Genomic DNA, 19,290 nt, shown 5'->3' with positions numbered 1-19,290 from the left:
TACAAAATACGATATAGTGTCTATCACCTTACATCATATTAGCGGCTAAAAACTTACGGGTTAGATCAGGTTTCTCGCCCCTATTCTTAATATAAAATTCAGCTTGTTCTTCCGAAATCTGTCCTACTGTAAAGTATCTTGATTGAGGATGTGCAAAAATCAGCCCGCTTACCGATGCATTGGGCAGCATTACTCCATTCTCGGTAAGTTCTACTCCTGCCTGCCTCGAATCGAGCAGTTTTTCGTTCAACAAGAAATTTATCGACTGGTCGGGTATCGAAGGATAGCCTACTGCCGGACGTATTCCCTGATACTTCAGGGCAAACATTTGTTCTACGGTAATATTCTCACCGAAACCGAATCCCCAGTATTCTGTCCTGATCTTAGCATGCAGAAATTCAGTTGCAGCTTCCGCCAGACGGTCTAATACCGATTTCAGTAAGAGCACGCTGTATTCGTCGCCTTTATGTTCGAATTCGCTCAGAAGCTCATTAGCGCCTCCGGCTCCAGCTGTTACAGTAAATGCCCCCACATAGTCTTTTATTCCTGAATTTTTAGGAGGTACAAAATCGCAAAGTGACAGATATACATCCTTCTCATTCTTTTTCTGTTGACGCAACATCGGGAAACATATATCATTGATATAGATACATTCATTGTCGCTGTATGCTTCGAAAATGCCATAGGTTGCCTTGATGTAATCTGCTTTCGAGTCGATCAAACGATCCAGCATTTTCCGGGCGTCTTTGTATAGTTTGTATCCCTCTTCTGCCTTTTCGCGTTCTGCTTCGGGGAACGAGTTAATCCATGTGATCTTACAACTGGGACAATCGTCCAGAAACTGTGCTGTATGATACCGTGCCGATAAATTCCATGAATGAAAAAAGAATTTCCAGTCAATGAATGGTACTATTTTACCAACAGGAATATGAGGTATGACTTTAGCTCCCTCAATATTGGGTTTCGGGGCAGTATAATCGGTCCAGTCAATTTTAAAAGATTTACTTATAGCTTCTTTCAACGGTAATAACTGTACTTTCTTACTCTCCTGAGAATCTCTTAGCCCTTGGTATTCATCTTTAACTTCTTTGATAAAATCGTCTTTCGTATTCGGATTTATCAACTTCGCTACCGCTGCCGGTGCCTGCGAAGCATCTTTAGTATACACGACCGAACCTCTCTGGTATTTAGGATCAATCTTGATAGCTGTATGCAGTTTAGAGGTGGTTGCGCCTCCGATCATCAATGGAATTGAGAATCCGGCCTTTTCCATCTCATGTGCCACGATACTCATTTCTTCCAACGACGGAGTAATAAGGCCGCTCAAGCACAGAATATCGGGCTGCTCTTCTTTTACCTTTTGTATAATAACTTCCGGTGGCACCATCACTCCCAGATCGATCACTTCGTAATTGTTACAAGCCAGAATAATAGCTACAATATTTTTACCTATATCGTGTACATCTCCTTTAACAGTAGCTATAAGAAGCTTACCTGCACTTTTTGATGTTGAAGAAGAATCCTTCTGGGCTTCGATTGTCGGTTGAAGTATCGCCACCGCACGCTTCATTGTGCGGGCAGTTTTTACAACTTGCGGAAGGAACATTTTTCCCGACCCGAACAAATCCCCCACTTTATTCATCCCTGCCATTAACGGCTTATCTATAATATCAATGGCCTTCGGATATGCCTGTAACGCCTCAGCCATATCTTCTTCCATATGGTCTCCTATACCTTTTATCAGGGCATATTCCAGACGCTGATCTAACGGATAGGTACGCCACTCTTCAACTTTGTCAGCCGGTTGGCTAGATTTTTCCGATTTTACACGCTCAGCATATTCAATCAGTTCGTCTGTAGCTTCTTCCCTCCGGTTAAAAATCACATCTTCGACCAGATTCTTCAAATCCTCAGGGATATCTTCATAAATAACCGACTGCCCAGGATTTACAATACCCATATCCATTCCCTTCTGAATAGCATAATAAAGGAATATGGAATGCATCACTTCCCGTATATAATCATTGCCCCGGAACGAGAATGACAGGTTGCTTACCCCTCCGCTTATTTTAGCATGAGGCAGGTTAGCTTTGATCCAGTCTATTGTATTCAGAAAATCAACTGCATATCCTCTATGCTCTTCTATTCCTGTAGCGATTGCCAATATATTGGGGTCGAAAATAATATCCATCGGGTTGAAACCGTCATTCACCAATAGCTTATACGCCCTCTCACAGATTTCGATACGTCTTTCGAAGCGGTCGGCCTGACCTGTTTCGTCAAATGCCATAATAATAACGGCAGCCCCGTATTTTTTTACCAGACGTGCCTGACGAAGAAATTCTTCTTCACCACCTTTCAAGGAAATAGAGTTAACAACCGACTTACCCTGAACACATTTCAGTCCGGCTTCGAGTACTTCCCATTTCGATGAATCTATCATTACCGGAATACGTGACACGTCCGGATCGGAAGCTACAAGATTCAGGAAGTTTGTCATTTCTACCTCTCCATCCAGTAAGCCTTCATCCATATTCACGTCCAATATCTGGGCACCGTCTTCTACCTGTTTATGGGCAATAGTAAGAGCTTCTTCGTAGTTCTTTTCTTTAATTAAGCGAAGAAACTTACGGGAACCGGCGACATTGCAACGTTCTCCGATATTTATAAAGTTTATTTCGGGCTTTGCCTCTAACAATTCCAAACCGGACAACCACATGTATTTTGGCTTTTCTGCCGGAATATGAGGTGTTGCTCCTTGTACCAGATCAACATATTTAGCTATGTGATCAGGGGTAGTACCACAGCATCCGCCAAGAATGTTAACCAGACCTTCGTCGATATATTCTTTGATCTGACGAGCCATGATCTCAGGCGTCTCATCATATTCTCCAAATTGATTAGGTAACCCGGCATTGGGATATGCCGATACGAAAGATGGAGCCAGTTTACCTAATTCTTTCAGGAACGGTTTCATATCCGATGCACCAAACGAACAGTTCAACCCTACCGATAGAAAATCGATATGGCTTATTGATGCCAGAAAAGCACCGATAGTCTGTCCCGAAAGGGTACGTCCACCCTTATCTGACAGAGTGACAGATATCATTATGGGGACATCTACTCCTTTTTCTTTGCGCACTTCTTCGGCGGCGAATAAAGCGGCTTTTGCATTGAGTGTATCAAATATGGTTTCGATCAGAAGCAAGTCTACTCCTCCGTCGACCAACCCTTCTATCTGCTCTTTGTAGACACGATGCATATCGTCAAAAGTGACAGCACGGTACATAGGGTCTTCTACCCGGGGACTCATAGAGGCTGTCTTATTTGTAGGTCCGATCGAACCGGCTACAAAACGGGGCTTGTCAGGATTCAGTGCTGTATATTTATCGGCAGCCTTCTTTGCTAATTGGGCCGCAGCTACATTCACTTCATAAACCAGATCCTGCATACCATAATCTTCCATCGATATAGCAGTTGCATTAAAAGAGTTGGTTTCTATTATATCCGCTCCTGCTTCGAGATATTTATTATGGATAGCTTCAATAACATCAGGACGGGTAAGGCATAAAAGGTCGTTATTCCCTTTCTGTAAAATTACAGTATCCTTGAACCTTTCTCCCCGAAAGTCTTCCTCCTGCAGTTTATATTGTTGGATAAGAGAGCCCATAGCTCCATCCAATATCAATATCCGTTGTTTTAGTATATCTTTTATATTGTACATCAAAAAAGAAATATAATAAGTGTTTAGTATTACTCCCTCTCTATAGTGAAGGATTTTATATTATGGTAACGTACATAGAACATATTTATCCAATGGGAGGAATCCGACGGAATTTCATAGATCATCGGAAATCCCGTTTGAGGATTAATTGTTTCATGTGTTACAAAATCAAAATTCGCTTTATCCGGTTGTTCTGCAATAATTCTTTCCCGTTCTTCAAATACCTTGTTTATTTTGTATAAATCTTTATATCCCCTCTGCAAGGAGAGCATAAAATATATTCCGGCAAATACACAAACCAATGCCTTGATTGTAAACAGAGATGTATTATCAATACGGATATTTGCATAAAGAATACATATTGCCACAATAAAGAAAGTAATGATACCAAACCATGCACGGGGTGGGAACTCCGGCGAAGCTATCATTACAAGGTCTGCTGTTATTCCTCCAATAAAAAATAACGCCGAGAGGCAGATAACCCTCACATCCTTTTTTGGTTCGAAATACAGGTATGTAGACAAAGCTACAAAATATATGAATACTAAAGATAGTGCAAATTTATAGAAGTCCCCCACAACCGGGAGTAAACGGCTTAGATAAAACTTAAGTTTAGATACTTCCGTCATAGAATTTACGGCAATTGATTCTTCGTAACGAACAAAGTTTCCCGGAGCAGCAACCATAAGAATATAACCAACGATTGCCCCTGCTAAACCTGTAAGCATCCATAACGGGATTTTTTCCCGTCTTACTTTCATAAAGGCTATTATCAGAACGATAATAATAATCATTCCGAATGCAGTATTCTCATTTGTCCAACCAGCTATAATTCCTCCCGGAAATAAAACAATAGCCTTCAATGTAGAGTTTCTACCTCCCGGGGTAAGAAATCCTTTTACATAAATATATAAAAAGGATAGAATAATAAGTCCACCCCAGAGATAGTTGGCACTACCGGTTATCCAGAGTATTGTTTGTGCAAATGCGGGCTGGAAGAACCAGATCAGTATATTAATTATAAAAAATAAAGACGCACTGGTTTTATTCTGTAAGTTTGCTATTTTATATATAACCAACACAAACAGAATATATCCCATACTATTCAGCAAATCGGAGCCTATGCCCCCGATCAATAAAAGAAACTCGGCAATGCCATGCACCACAACCCGCCCTCCATGGTCGAAATAATGACTGTACTGTGATTGATAAATATCCCCCAACCCCGTAATCCTTTTTGTCAGTTCAGACCCGGAGACAAAGGTATATCCCCAATCATCGGCATATAGCGGATAAGTTTTATTCAGAATGAATATAATGGCACTGAATACCATGAATAAAAGTCCAAAAGAGAACCTTTGGCTTTTATCCTCTGATAAGAATAAGCGTATCCTATTACTGTATGAATAAAATTTTTCTAAATATTTATCCACTATTTATATTATTACTTCGATATCCGTTTTATCGAATTTAATTTATAATAATCGGCACAAATAGTATTACGCCACGATGTATCGTCGGCTGTTATATCCTCAAAGTCGAACTGTCCGGGTAAGATAATTTCGGGTTCTGTTAAAACAACATCATTAACTCCTTTTCTTTTTTGCTCCTCAATATATTCTTCTCTTACTTTATAACGTTGATTTAGATAATGTGTCGGTGTATAGATAGACTCGTATACTTTTACAAACCAGATACAGAGTATAGCTAACATTGCAATATTAACCATCTTCTTCCAACGGCTATCCAATACAAAATCGCCATACAGAATCGCTATTGAAACAATCATGAACGCATGCATACAAAATGATGCTCTTACCGGAAATATCGGAGAAGCGATCATAGCTATTGCCGAAACGTGAGCCGCCATAAAAAATAATACTGAACCTGACACCACTTTCGGATTCCGGGTATGTTTATTACCAAACCAATATATTAAAACAGAGATCACATAAGCTCCGATCAGCCCTATCACTGTAGGAATATACTTATATATGAGGTAAATATTCCTGGCTTTAAACCATAATACATCGACAAAGGGCTTTTCATCCAAATTAAATGCAGCATTAGTACCTTCTGCCCTGATAAAATTACCGGGAGCAGCAAGCATTATAGCACATCCCGATAATGCCCCGATAAAACCCCAGACTGCCCATTGTGGTAAACGAATATGTCTTATTTTAAAGTATAACAGAAAGACGAATAAAATAAATAACAGTGCCACTGACAAATTCTCATTTGTCCAACCGGAAAATATTCCAGCAATGAAAAATAATATATTTCTCGCCACACTATTCTTTAGACTTTCAGTCTGATAATAGTTATAATACGGATATATAAAAGCCAAGGCAATAAGTGTTCCCCAAAGATAATTGGCACTCCCTGTTATCCATACCACTGTCTGAGGGAAAGTAGGTAACCCTATCCAAAGTACAATTGCTATAAAAAGGAATAAATATGGAGAAACTTCTTTTCTCGCATTTGCTATCTTATATATGATATATATAAAACCCAAGAATGCCAGACTATTAATAATCTCGCGCACCAAAGGCGAGAATAATAATAGTAACTGATCTATAAAATGAACCACATTGCGCCCTCCCCAATACAAATAATGATTGTATTGCGAAACAAATATATCCCCTATACTGCTTACAAAACGAACAGGCTTTTCATAAAATACAAAAGAATACATCCAGTCATCGGAATGAACCGGATACATTCTGTTCAATATAAAAATCAAGACGAAAAAGGTCAGAAAGAAGATTCCCAATATCCATTTTCGAATATCCCTCTTATTGTCAGTCATTACCTTAATTATCTTTTCATCACTCTGTCTAACATACGTTTATCATCCTTCTCCTTCAACGATTGCCGTTTGTCATACTGCTTTTTACCCCTGGCAACTGCAATATTCAACTTAGCCAGTCCTTTGTCATTTATAAACAAACGGGTAGGTACAATAGTATAACCTGTCTCTTTTACCATGCGCTCTATTTTTTTCAGCTCCTTACTGTTCAGCAGCAACTTCCGGTCGCGCCGGGCAACATGGTTGTTGTATGAGCCATAGAAGTACTCCGATATATTCATATTCCGTACCCATAACCCACTTTTTTCGAAAATACAGAAAGTATCTACAAGGCTCGCTTTCCCTAATCTTATAGATTTAATTTCGGTTCCGGTCAAAACAAGCCCGGCTGTATATGTATCAAGCAACTCGTAGTCAAAAGTCGCCCGTTTATTCTTAATATTTATATTTGATAATTGTTTCATTTCACTTCCAATTCACAAAAAAGATCCCGTATCTTCTTTATTCGTTCAATAACTTATTCAGAAAGTCATCGAATTCTTTATCGATACGTTCCATAAAATCATTCTCGATTCTTATTATTGAATCGTCTTCTATAACCAAAAGCTCCTCTTGAACGATAAAGTTCTCATCAGTAAAACTTACCGAAAATGGTTTGTATGTATCGAGTGAGTCGAAACGTCCATCCTCATTAAACTGCCGGACAACCTCACCCAACGCTTTTACAATACGGCTATCGTCTTCCTGTTCTATCCATGACTCAATTATTATCTGTGACAACAGATTCTGTTCGTCGTCATAAACCGATAACTCACCGCTGTCTTTATCGACAACCATATATATGTCAGTCAACGAACTTCCGGCATAGTCTTCTTTTAAACTATTGATTGCTTCTGTCAGAGCACTTGCGATTTCATTGTACACTCTAGTTGCCATTTTTGTCGGTTTTATTTTTCGATTATTTTATTCTACTTATTATTCCTGTTTTAACAACCGGAAATATTGCTTGTCGTCACGGATTATTTCCAAACCTTTACGGAATATCTCACTTTCGTCATTAGCCAACTGAAAATAATCGGATATGCTATACAGGTCACGAGCCATTGACATCTTTATCCGCCGGCGCAAGAGCTCTTTAGATCGCTCATATTGATCTTCTTTAAACTCGATCTTGGCTTCTGTTGCCTGTTTGATCAATTCTTCCAATTGTTCTTCAGATACCTGATATTCTTTTTTATATTTTTCCACGGTCGGATATTTCTTCAATAGCACTTTCCGATGTGTGTCAACCTCATTCAAGGCAAAACGGTAAATAATGCCCATAGCATTAACCCGTCCGCTGTAATCTGTATATTCGGCAGTATCCAATGGTACAAAATAATCGGGCATAATACCTCCACCTCCATAAACAATACGATCATTTACCAACGTTTTGTATTTCAACGAATCAGGAAAATGGATACTATCGGCATTCATCATTTCACCTCTGTTATAACGATCAATCAAATCCTTATTGTAAGAATCCTGATCTCCGTTTACATATGGTTTCTGAATACAACGTCCTGTCGGGGTATAATAACGGGCTACTGTAAGCCTGATCATAGACCCGTCTGACAAAGGGAACTGCCTTTGTACAAGTCCTTTCCCGAAAGTCCTACGCCCGATGATTACTCCCCTGTCCCAGTCCTGAACTGCTCCCGACACGATTTCACTTGCCGAAGCCGAACCTTCATCCACAAGGATGACAAGTTTACCAGACTCGAACATGCCTTTCTCGGTAGCAACGTCACTCGATCTCTTTTGATGCGCACCTTCCATATAAACCACCAGCTTGTCTTTTCCTAAAAACTCGTCGGCTAACTCGGTTGCTGCCGTAAGATAGCCACCTCCGTTGCTCTCCAAATCCAAAATCAGGTTCTGTAAACCATTCTCTTTCAGCTTGATCAAAGCTTCTCTGAATTCGTCTACTGTAGTAGCACCGAAACGGCTTAAACGGATATATCCCGTAGTCTTATCTATCATATACGAGGCGTCGAGGCTATAGATCGGAATTTTATCTCTCACGATTCTGAAATCAATAACATCGTTGACACTCCGTCTCAGTATTTTTACATGTACCGTAGTTCCTTTCGGCCCTCTCAGACGCTTCATTATATCTTTAGTGCTCATATTGACTCCGGCAATCGCTGTGTCATTTACAGCTATAATCCTGTCTCCGGGCAATACTCCCACCCGTTCCGATGGTCCGTCAGCAATTGTCTCTATCACATATAAAGTATCATTCATCATGTTAAAGGAGATACCTATTCCGTCAAAATTACCTTCCAGAGGCTCATTCATTTCCGCAACAGCATCGGCACTCAGATAAGAAGAGTGCGGATCGAGTTCCTTCAGTATAGATACAATAGCATCGTCTGCCAGTTTTTCGTCATCGACCTTATCTACATACATCCGCTCTATCAATGTCATTGTAGTAGCCAACTTACGGGTACCTTCACTCATGCTGAACTGAGCAGATACTCCACTGACAACAAGCGACATACATCCTATAACGATAAACAATGTCTTTTTCATGTGATCTTCTAATATTTTTATGCAAAGAAGCCAAGTAGAAGGCTTTTCTTACTTGACTCCGTGATATATTGTTTTATATAGACCCTATCCAATTGGAACTGCATTTACGATAATAGTCAAATCTTAAGTCCTTCGGGCACAAAATCCGATATATCATGGTTATAGCGCATTAATTCACGTACAATCGTCGAACTTATATGAGTATATTCAGGTTCGGTAAATAATACGAAAGTCTCAATCCCTGAAATCTTCCGGTTCATATCGGCAATAGTTTTCTCGTATTCGAAATCGTTTACCGAACGTATGCCCCTTATTATAAAATCGGCTCCGACTTCTTTAGCAAAATCGACAGTCAGGCAGTCATAAGACTGTACCGAGACCCGGGATTCTCCGGCGTAAAGCTCGCGCACCATATCAATACGCTTTTCGAGGGTAAAATAATTCTTTTTCGTATCGTTCACTCCGATAGAAATAACTATTTCGTCGACAATAGCCAACCCACGGCGCACTAATGACGCATGCCCGATCGTAAACGGATCGAATGTTCCGGGGAAAATGGCTTTCTTCATCATAAATAAGACCTCTCTATATTATTACCAATCTTTATTATCTGATCGGACTAAAATTAATTAGCCATATCCGATATAAACTTAATTCTTACCAGACGTATTTCTTCTTCAGTATACATTCCCAGTTCATTAATAGCTGCTTCGAGATCATCGGACTCTGCTTCCTGAAAATAGTCGAATATATCGGCCATGTGATCTTCGTCTATTACTTCTTCAAGGAAATAATCTACATTGATTTTTGTTCCTGAGTAAACGATGGCTTCCAATTCGCTCAACAGTTCCGAAAATTCGATACCCTTCGATTCAGCCAGGTCGTCTAATGCAACCTTCCGGTCGATACTTTGAACGATAGCTACTTTTAGTTTCGATTTATTAGCGACTGTTCTGACACGCAAGTCCTCGGGACGCTCGATCTCGTTTTCTTCAACGTGCCTCTTTATAATCTCCACAAATTCAGCCCCATACCTTTTGGCTTTACCAGCTCCGACACCGGGAATATTTTGCAATTCGTCGATACTTGTCGGGTAGATTGTTGCCATCGCCTCCAATGATGGGTCTTGAAATATAACGTAAGGAGGGACATTTAGTTTTTTAGACATCTTCTTTCGAAGGTCTTTCATGATCGAAAACAGCACCGGGTCTACCGCCGAGCTACCGCCTCCTCCTTTAATAATTACATCATCGTCTTCCTCATCTTCTTCATCGGCATCTTGTGCGATCTTGAATGATACAGGTTTTTTCAGAAAATCCTTTCCTTTTTTCGTGACTTTCAGAAGTCCGTAATTCTCAATGTCTTTATCCAGATAACCTGCGATCAGGGCTTGTTTGATAACAGCATTCCATGTATCTTCATCTGTTCCTTCACCCGATCCGAATGCATCCAGTTCCTGATGCCCGTATGTTTCTATCTCGGAGGTTTCTTTTCCTCTCAGTATATTGATAACATACTCTGTTTTGAATTTTTCCTTTAATGCCATTACAGCCTCTATGGCCGTTAATAATAAATCTTGAGCTTCCACTAGTTTTTTTGGATTTATACAATTGTCACAATTTCCACAGTTCTGTTGGTTATACTTTTCGCCGAAATAATGTAAAAGCACTACCCTCCGGCACAATGCCGTTTCGGCATAAGCTGCTGTTTCGAGTAAAAGCTGTTTTCCTATTTCCTGTTCGGCGACAGGCTTACCCTGCATGAATTTTTCCAACTTCTGCAGGTCTTTGTATGAATAGAATGCAACACATTTGCCTTCGCCACCATCACGTCCGGCACGTCCGGTTTCCTGATAATAACCTTCCAGGCTCTTAGGCATATCATAATGTATCACATATCTGACATCCGGTTTATCTATACCCATACCAAAAGCTATAGTAGCCACTATGACATCTACTTTCTCCATCAGGAACGAGTCCTGATTTTCAGCGCGTGTGCTGGCATCCAGCCCGGCATGGTATGCTAACGCATTGATATTGTTAGCCCGTAATATTTCAGCGAATTCCTCTACTTTCTTTCTACTAAGACAGTATACAATACCCGATTTTCCTTGTTGCGATTTTATATATTTGATAATGTCTTTATCTACATTATCAGTCTTTGATCTTACTTCGTAATACAGGTTCTCTCGGTTGAATGACGACTTGAATACCATGGCACCCAACATTCCCAGACTCTTCTGGATATCGTGTTGTACTTTAGGTGTTGCTGTAGCAGTTAACGCGATGATCGGCCTCTGCCCTATTTCGTTTATAATAGGTCTGATACGCCGGTACTCGGGTCTGAAATCGTGCCCCCATTCCGAAATACAGTGTGCTTCATCTATTGCATAGAATGACACTTTGATATGATGAAGGAAGTCTATATTATCATCTTTCGTCAATGACTCGGGTGCAACATACAACAGTTTCGTCTTTCCGCTTACAACATCAGCCTTCACCTGCTCTATGGCTGCCTTATTTAACGAGGAATTCAGAAAATGGGCTACACCGTCTTCTTCGCTAAAATTCCGCATTGCATCTACCTGATTTTTCATCAGGGCTATCAACGGGGATATTACAATAGCAGTACCTTCCATCAATATAGCGGGCAACTGGTAACAGAGCGATTTCCCTCCGCCTGTCGGCATAAGGACAAAAGTGTCATTTTCCGCCAAAATATTCTGAATGATAGCCTCCTGGGTACCCTTGAACTTATCAAATCCAAAATGCTTTTTCAGATTCTCTATCAATAAATCTTCTTTTTTTGGCATAGTTAATTAAGTCGAGCTGAAATAACGTCAAAGTAAAAGTTCAAAATATACATCGGATAACCTTTACTAGGTACGAAGATAGCGTCTTAACTGAAAAATCCAATAAAAAAAAGGTTTATTTTCATAGAAAAATTGATTTATTCGTGAGAATTTTTGAGGCGGTCGAGATGCGAACTTTCAAGTCGCTCTACTGCATATGCTTTTGTTACATGCAAGTTTTTTTCGCCTGTCGAAGGTATCTCAAACATAGCGTCTATCATAATTGTCTCTACTATCGACCGTAATCCTCTCGCTCCTAATTTATATTCGACTGCCTTATCAACAATATAATCGTATACATCTTCGTCGAAGGTCAGCGTTACATCATCCATCTCGAATAACTTGACATATTGCTTTATAATCGAGTTCTTCGGTTCGGTAAGGATTCTTCTCAGCGCATCCCTGTCAAGAGAGTTCAGATATGTAAGGATAGGCAGACGTCCGATTATCTCAGGAATCAACCCGAACGATTTCAAGTCTTGCGGAATAATGTATTTCAACATTTCATTCCTGTCTACATCAGCATTTTTCTGCGCAGCAGCGTATCCAACTACACGTGTATTAAGGCGCTGTGCAATTTTACGCTCGATGCCGTCAAAGGCTCCGCCGCATACAAACAAGATATTCTTGGTATTAACAGCTATCATTTTCTGGTCGGGATGTTTACGTCCTCCCTGAGGCGGAACATTTACAACAGATCCCTCCAGTAGTTTCAACAATCCTTGCTGAACACCTTCGCCGCTTACGTCACGGGTTATAGACGGATTATCCCCTTTACGGGCAATCTTATCTATTTCGTCAATAAAAACAATTCCGCGTTCGGCAGCAGCCACGTCATAATCGGCAGCCTGCAATAGCCGGGTAAGAATACTTTCAATGTCTTCGCCTACATATCCGGCTTCGGTCAATACCGTAGCATCTACTATAGCAAAAGGCACATGCAACAACTTAGCTATCGTTCTAGCCAAAAGCGTCTTACCGGTGCCGGTAGGCCCAACCATAATTATATTGGACTTTTCTATTTCTATTTCATCTTTCCCTGTATCTTGCAGTAACCGTTTATAGTGATTGTATACGGATACGGACAGGTAACGTTTTGCATCGTCCTGACCGATTATGTACTGATCCAAAAAGGTCTTGATCTGCTGGGGATTGGGGAGATTCTTACGATCCAATACATCCGCAGCATCCTTTCCTGTGTTTACCGAATCTTTTACTATCTGGTAAGCCTGCTCAACACATCTATCGCAGATATGAGCCGAGATCCCCGATATTAACAAGTTTACTTCGCTACCGGATCTTCCACAAAAACTGCAAAAATCGTTCGCTCCTTTTTTTGCCATATATTATATTTCTTCATTGCCTGCATTCAATAAAAGACTACCCATGAAAACACAGGTAGTCTTTTTATCAAATAGGCGATATTTCTTCATTATTTATTTCTAAGCAAAACTTCGTCTATCATACCATATTCTTTGGCTTCGCCTGAGCTCATCCAATAGTCACGATCCGAATCTTTTTCAATTCTTTCGACAGGTTGGCCCGAGTGATCCGAGATAATTTTATACAATTCTTGTTTTACCTTTCCTATCTCACGTGCTGTGATTTCGATATCCGAAGCCTGCCCCTGTGCACCTCCCAGTGGCTGGTGAATCATCACCCTTGAGTGCTTCAAACCGAAACGTTTGCCTTTTTGTCCGGCCACTAACAGTACTGCTGCCATAGATGCTGCCATCCCTGTACAGATAGTAGATACATCACTTGCTATAAATTGCATAGTATCGTAGATACCATAGCCGGCATAAACCGAACCTCCGGGAGAATTGATATAGATTGAAATATCCTTACCCGAATCGGCAGAATCGAGATACAGTAACTGAGCCTGAATTACGTTTGCGGTATAATCGTCGATTTGTGTACCGAGGAAAATAATACGGTCCATCATCAATCGTGAGAATACGTCCATCTGGGCAACATTCAGCTGACGCTCTTCAATAATAGTAGGCGAGATATAACTGCTTGTGATATTCATGTTATTCACGCTGTTCATATATTGGTCTAGAGCCAACCCGTTCATTCCTATATGCTGGGTTGCATATTTTCTAAAATCTTTCATAATCGTAATATTACTTTTATTGGTTTTCGGAAGAAGGTTCTACAAATTTTGTGCCTAAAATTTATCCGTAACACTAAAACATGAAATAAGGAAACCTTTGCCCCTCATTCGAGCCCGAACAAAGTTATAAATATTTAGTTCAATTAAAACAAATACAACTTTAAACTTCAGACAAAAATCAGGCAAAGGTTTCCCTTATTTAAAACCTTCTCTACAAAAGAAGATTAAGCTTCTTGTTCTGTTTCTTCAGTTTCGAAGAATTTCTTGAATTCATCCAAGCTTAATTCTTTCTCATTCAGAGTGATTGCAGATTTCAGGCATGCAGCAATTTTCTCTTCCATCGCCTTGTCTACCAGGCTGCGTGAAGTCTCCTGATTTTTCAGCATTTCGTTAGCGTAATTCATCAATACATCATCAGGCATACCTACCATTCCGTATTGAGCAAACTGAACACGTGCTGCCTGAAGTGCCACAGCGCGTACATCTGCTTCTTCGATCTTTATGTCATTATCTTTTGCCAGTTGTTCCTTTATCAAGTGGAATTTAAGGTCTTCGATAATTCTTGGATATTCGGCCTCTAACGTTTCCGCTGTTTTATCTTTACCTGTTGTCAGCAACCATCTTTTCAGGAATGCATCCGGGAATGTCAATTCACCAACTTTGCTTTCCAATAAAGTACGGGCATCTAACAAAAATTTGTAATCGCTGTCGGGAGCCAATTGAGAAGCTAAAGATTCTTTGATTTTTTCTCTGAATTCTGCTTCTGTTTTTACTGTCCCCTCACCGAATACTTTGTCGAACAATGCCTGATCGAGGTCTGCTTCTTTGTAGCGGGTTATATCTTTTACTGTAAACATAAATTCGGGAGCAATAGCTTCTACTTTATCTTTATCGATATGAAGGAACGATGCTATTTCAGTTTCGTTTCCATCATAAGCTTTACCCGGATTGAATACTATCTGAGCTTCTTTCTTGATATTTGTAAATTTCGCTTTCTCTTCTTCATCTTTCATATAAGATGGCATAAGTACTGCGTTTTCTACTGCAATACCATCTGCTTTAGGCGCTCCGTTCTCTAATTCCACGACTTCGCCTTTCAGCAAGTCTGTTTCTTTAACATCCTCTTCGATAGACTCATATTTGCCATAGTTAGCTTTGTATGAAGAAATTTGTTTTTCGACTAATTCTTCATCTATAGCAATTTTGAAATAATCCATCTTGTCTTTTTTGCTCAGGTCAAGTTTGATCTCCGGGGCAAGAGCTATGTCAAAAAAGAATTCAAAATCTTCTTCTTTCGCAAAATCAATAGGCTGCTGTTTTTCCTGATTTGGTAGCGGCTCACCTAATATATTCAGTTTGTTTTCTTGTATATAATTGTAAATACCTTCTCCAACCAATTTGTTTACTTCCTCGGCTAAAATAGATTTACCATACATTTTCTTTACCATTCCTGCAGGTACTGTTCCCGGACGAAATCCCGGTACATTTGCTTTTTTACGGAAAGATTTGATTGCCTCATCCACTTTTCCCTGGTAATCCGCTTTCTTTACTTCAACTTTCAGGATAGCGTTTACACTATCAACATTTATAAGAGATGTATCCATCTTTGGTCTTTTATTTATATAACTTCTATCTTGTTTATTCTAAGGCAGAAAAACCAAGGTTTATAGCTACTTACCATAAAATCTGATTTTTCAGTGGTGCAAAAATAGTTTATATTATTCCAATATTCAAATTTATTTCCCTTTTTCACCATAAAGAATAACCTCCTTATATACATACTAAATAATACATTAATCAGGGAATAAGCCAGAGCCTTCATCATGCATAACCTATTATTAAGAGGAGATAACATACCGGTATTGGGACGTAAAACATGCGTTTTTTGCTAAAAAACATAAAAATACTCAAAAAATACCTATATTTGTTGCAGCATTATCATTATGCACTTAGGTCATAGTTAAATTCTGCACTTATATGGTAAAAGATAAGGGAGAGGAAATTGGCTTAGAAACCAGTATCCCCGGAATATGGACACTTCTGAACGAAAAAGAGAAGGAAATAGTTAAGGAGACCGCAAAAATTGTTAATTTCAAAAAAAACGAAATCATCTATTGCGAGGAAGAAATTCCTAAAGACTTAATGTGCCTGCTCAAAGGCAAAGTGAAGATATTCAAGAATGGTGTGGGTGGACGTAGCCAGATTATCAGGATGGTAAGGCCTGTACAGAACTTCGGATACAGAGCATACTTTGCAAACGAACCTTATGTTACGAATGCATCTGCTTTCGAGGCTTCTACCATTTGCCTAATCCCGATGGATATCATCGAGAAATTGGTACTTCAGAACTCAAAATTAGCCATGTTCTTTATTATAGAGTTGTCTACAGACCTTGGTATTGCCGACGAGCGGGTGGTTAGCCTTACCCAAAAGCACATCAGGGGCAGGTTGGCCGAATCACTTGTATTTTTACTCGAAAATTATGGACTGGAAGAAGATGGCGCCACCATAAGCATATACCTGTCACGCGAAGACTTGGCAAACCTGTCGAACATGACTACTTCTAATGCCATCCGTACATTATCTACTTTCGTTGACGAGCGTATCATCTCTCTGGATGGACGCAAAATAAAAGTCATTGACGAAGAAAGACTTCGAAAAATCAGTAAAATAGGATGATTGCATCTATATTTCGTAAATTTCTTGACTATAAATTCAAGGAAATAGATCTTTTCATACAGAAGCCGTATCTCACTCAAGAAAAAATACTCCGTTATTTACTGGAATCGGGAAGAAATACTCTGATCGGACAACAATTCGATTTTTCTTCTATCAAAAGTAAAGATGATTTCAGGAAAAACGTTCCGATATTTCATTACGAAGACCTCAGGCCTTACCTCGACAAAATAATTGTCGACAAGCAACAAAATATACTTTGGAACAAACCTGTTCAATGGTTTGCCATGTCATCGGGTACTACCGAAGATAAGAGTAAATATATACCTGTTACAAAAGAATCGCTCACGCAAGGTCACTACCGTTGCGGAGAACAAATGCTTTCGATTTACGCCCGCAGCAACCCCGATACCAAGTTCTTTTTAGGTAAAACTTTAGTTTTAGGGGGTAGCAAACAGATCAATAATATTGGCGATGGTATTTTCACTGGCGATATATCGGCGATTCTGATCAAAAACCTTTATTTCTGGGCAAAACTAAGCCGCACACCCGAGAGCATTTCACTTATGCCCGATTGGGAGACTAAACTGCAGGCTCTTACCGATTATGCTGTAAAGAAAGATGTGCGGGCTTTTATGGGAGTACCTTCGTGGCTGCTGGTTCTTCTTAAAAAAATCAAAGCCGAGACAGGAAAAGAACTTACAGACTTATGGCCCAATCTCGAAGTCTTTTTTCACGGAGGTGTAAGTTTTACTCCTTTCGAAGAACAATATAGGAAGATTATTGCTAAACAATCGATGAATTATTGGGAAACATACAATGCTTCCGAAGGCTTCTTCGGGGTGCAGTTGTCCAAAGAATCGAAAGATATGCTGCTGATGCTCGACAGTAATATATATTATGAGTTTATACCTATTACAGAAGTGGATTCTGCCAATCCCCAGACACTGACACTGGAAGAAGTGGAAACAGGTGAAAATTATGCCATTGTTATTTCTACAAACGGAGGTTTGTGGAGATATATGATCGGCGACACTATTGAATTTACATCCACTTACCCATTCCTTTTTAAAATAACAGGGCGTACTAAAAACTTTATAAATGCTTTCGGCGAAGAAATTATTATCGACAATGCAGAAAGAGCCTTAGCCGAAGCTTGTGCCCTAACAGGTGCTGTTATTTCGGAATACACGGCAGCCCCAGTATATTTCGGTGACAATTCTGCAGGGGCACACGAATGGTTGATCGAATTTGAGGTTGAACCCGATAGCATGGATAGTTTCGCCCGGGCTCTGGATGATGGTTTGAAAAAAGTAAATTCCGACTACGAGGCAAAACGGTCTTATAATCTGTCGTTAATGGCTCCTCAGGTGTATTCGCTTCCAAAGGGTAGTTTTTACGAATGGTTAAAGTCAATAAACAAAGCCGGAGGGCAAAACAAAATACCCCGTCTGTCTAATAACCGGGACTATGTAGAAAGGCTTATTACCTTCTTAAAAGACAATAAGTAGTAAACTTTCGTTCAGAAACAGACCTATATATGCAAAATAACTTAAAAAAAAGACTTTTTTTTCAAAATATAAAAGCTTTACTTAAATTTGTGCCCTAAACCTCATTTTAGAATAATGAAAATAAAAATCCTTTTAGCTTTTTTTCTCACTTTACTTATCACTACATCGTGTGGCGAGTATAATAAAATACTAAAGAGTACCGACTATGAGTTGAAATACACTTACGCAAAAAAGTATTTTGATGAGAAAAAGTATGGCAGGGCAGTTACTTTACTCGAAGAGTTAGTTCCGATATTTAAAGGTACTGCACATGCCGAAGAGTCATTATTCTTATTAGCCCAGAGTTATTTTTACAACAAAGATTATACAACTGCAACCCAGTATTATAAAGCCTATTGCTCAACTTACCCCAAAGGTGAATATACCGAATTATCGAGGTACAATGCTGCGTATGGCTTATATCTGGATTCGCCAGATGTGAGATTAGACCAAACCAATACATATAAATCGATGCAGGAGTTCCAGACATTTCTCGAACTATATCCTCAAAGTGACAAGGTACAACTTGCCCAAGAGTATCTGTTCGAAATGCAGGAGAAACTGGCTCTTAAAGAATTGATGGCATGCAGGCTCTACTTCAACTTAGGTAATTATATGGGTAACAATTACGAATCGTGTGTAATAACTGCCCGCGAAGCGATAAAATCATATCCTTACTCTCAGTATCTCGAAGAATACCAGATACTAATACTCAGATCGCGTTATGAATTGGCAACTCAGAGTATTGATGAGCGCAAGCCCGAACGTTTTAGAGATGTTATCGACGAGCAGTATAACTATCTGAATATGTTCCCTGAAGGAAAATATAAAAAAGAAGCTGACAGATACCGCAGACAAGCAATGAAAGAAATCGGACAAGATCCGGATGCTACGGAAGCAGCTCCTGCTCTTTAAACTAAAAACATCTGATGCCTGTTTAATAAACAGGATAAATAATAGAAATAACAAATACATTATATAGCGATTTAA

General features: G+C 39.5%; 14 protein-coding genes. 3 read left to right on the top strand and 11 right to left on the bottom strand.

Features of this window, described 5'->3' with window-relative positions; all coding sequences use genetic code 11:
- Window positions 1–28: 28 nt before the first annotated feature.
- The 11 genes from metH to tig all read right to left on the bottom strand — a co-directional run bounded on the left by metH (window position 29) and on the right by tig (window position 15,678).
- Window positions 29–3,724, bottom strand: a complete 3,696-nt coding sequence (gene metH, locus BUC12_RS02855) for a methionine synthase (RefSeq protein WP_062175652.1) — start codon at window positions 3,722–3,724, stop codon at window positions 29–31.
- Between the two features lie 29 nt (window positions 3,725–3,753).
- Window positions 3,754–5,157 carry a DUF3329 domain-containing protein gene (locus tag BUC12_RS02850; protein WP_139261989.1) on the bottom strand — a complete coding sequence of 468 codons (1,404 nt, stop codon included), beginning with the start codon at window positions 5,155–5,157 and terminating at the stop codon, window positions 3,754–3,756.
- 11 nt (window positions 5,158–5,168) lie between these two features.
- On the bottom strand, window positions 5,169–6,533 hold the full coding sequence (locus BUC12_RS02845; RefSeq protein WP_139261988.1) for a DUF3329 domain-containing protein: 1,365 nt from the start codon (window positions 6,531–6,533) through the stop codon (window positions 5,169–5,171).
- 8 nt (window positions 6,534–6,541) lie between these two features.
- The gene (smpB, locus tag BUC12_RS02840; protein WP_062175649.1) at window positions 6,542–6,997 is read right to left on the bottom strand and encodes an SsrA-binding protein; all 456 of its coding nucleotides are present in this window, start codon (window positions 6,995–6,997) and stop codon (window positions 6,542–6,544) included.
- Window positions 6,998–7,034: 37 nt separating this feature from the next.
- On the bottom strand, window positions 7,035–7,469 hold the full coding sequence (locus BUC12_RS02835) for a hypothetical protein (protein WP_062175648.1): 435 nt from the start codon (window positions 7,467–7,469) through the stop codon (window positions 7,035–7,037).
- 39 nt (window positions 7,470–7,508) lie between these two features.
- Complete coding sequence (locus tag BUC12_RS02830; RefSeq protein WP_062175647.1) at window positions 7,509–9,107, bottom strand: S41 family peptidase; 1,599 nt, start codon at window positions 9,105–9,107, stop codon at window positions 7,509–7,511.
- Window positions 9,108–9,223: 116 nt separating this feature from the next.
- Complete coding sequence (gene coaD, locus BUC12_RS02825; protein WP_062175871.1) at window positions 9,224–9,676, bottom strand: pantetheine-phosphate adenylyltransferase; 453 nt, start codon at window positions 9,674–9,676, stop codon at window positions 9,224–9,226.
- A gap of 56 nt (window positions 9,677–9,732) precedes the next feature.
- Window positions 9,733–11,919 (bottom strand): DNA helicase RecQ, encoded by a 2,187-nt coding sequence (gene recQ / locus BUC12_RS02820; RefSeq protein ID WP_062175646.1) that lies wholly within the window; start codon window positions 11,917–11,919, stop codon window positions 9,733–9,735.
- A 137-nt stretch (window positions 11,920–12,056) separates the two neighbouring features.
- Window positions 12,057–13,301, bottom strand: coding sequence for an ATP-dependent Clp protease ATP-binding subunit ClpX (gene clpX / locus BUC12_RS02815; RefSeq protein ID WP_062175645.1), 1,245 nt, complete (start codon window positions 13,299–13,301; stop codon window positions 12,057–12,059).
- Between the two features lie 89 nt (window positions 13,302–13,390).
- A complete protein-coding gene (gene clpP, locus BUC12_RS02810; RefSeq protein ID WP_062175644.1) occupies window positions 13,391–14,074 on the bottom strand; it encodes an ATP-dependent Clp endopeptidase proteolytic subunit ClpP in 684 nt (227 codons plus the stop codon).
- 224 nt (window positions 14,075–14,298) lie between these two features.
- On the bottom strand, window positions 14,299–15,678 hold the full coding sequence (gene tig, locus BUC12_RS02805) for a trigger factor (protein WP_062175643.1): 1,380 nt from the start codon (window positions 15,676–15,678) through the stop codon (window positions 14,299–14,301).
- 373 nt (window positions 15,679–16,051) lie between these two features.
- On the opposite strand from tig, the gene BUC12_RS02795 reads away from it, so the two are divergent.
- From BUC12_RS02795 to BUC12_RS02785, 3 genes are all read left to right on the top strand, one after another.
- The gene (locus BUC12_RS02795; protein WP_062175641.1) at window positions 16,052–16,753 is read left to right on the top strand and encodes a Crp/Fnr family transcriptional regulator; all 702 of its coding nucleotides are present in this window, start codon (window positions 16,052–16,054) and stop codon (window positions 16,751–16,753) included.
- A complete protein-coding gene (locus tag BUC12_RS02790; protein WP_062175640.1) occupies window positions 16,750–18,261 on the top strand; it encodes a GH3 auxin-responsive promoter family protein in 1,512 nt (503 codons plus the stop codon). Before BUC12_RS02795 ends, BUC12_RS02790 begins: the two co-directional genes overlap by 4 nt.
- 114 nt (window positions 18,262–18,375) lie before the next feature.
- Window positions 18,376–19,215 carry an outer membrane protein assembly factor BamD gene (locus BUC12_RS02785; RefSeq protein ID WP_062175639.1) on the top strand — a complete coding sequence of 280 codons (840 nt, stop codon included), beginning with the start codon at window positions 18,376–18,378 and terminating at the stop codon, window positions 19,213–19,215.
- The last annotated feature ends 75 nt before the right edge of the window (window positions 19,216–19,290 follow it).

The sequence above is a fragment of the Indolivaga macrotermitis genome, from assembly GCF_900128985.1.
GTDB classification, from domain to species: domain Bacteria; phylum Bacteroidota; class Bacteroidia; order Bacteroidales; family Dysgonomonadaceae; genus Dysgonomonas_A; species Dysgonomonas_A macrotermitis.
The sequence above is the reverse complement of the archived record's forward strand: the minus strand, read 5'-3'. Positions and strand labels throughout refer to the sequence as shown.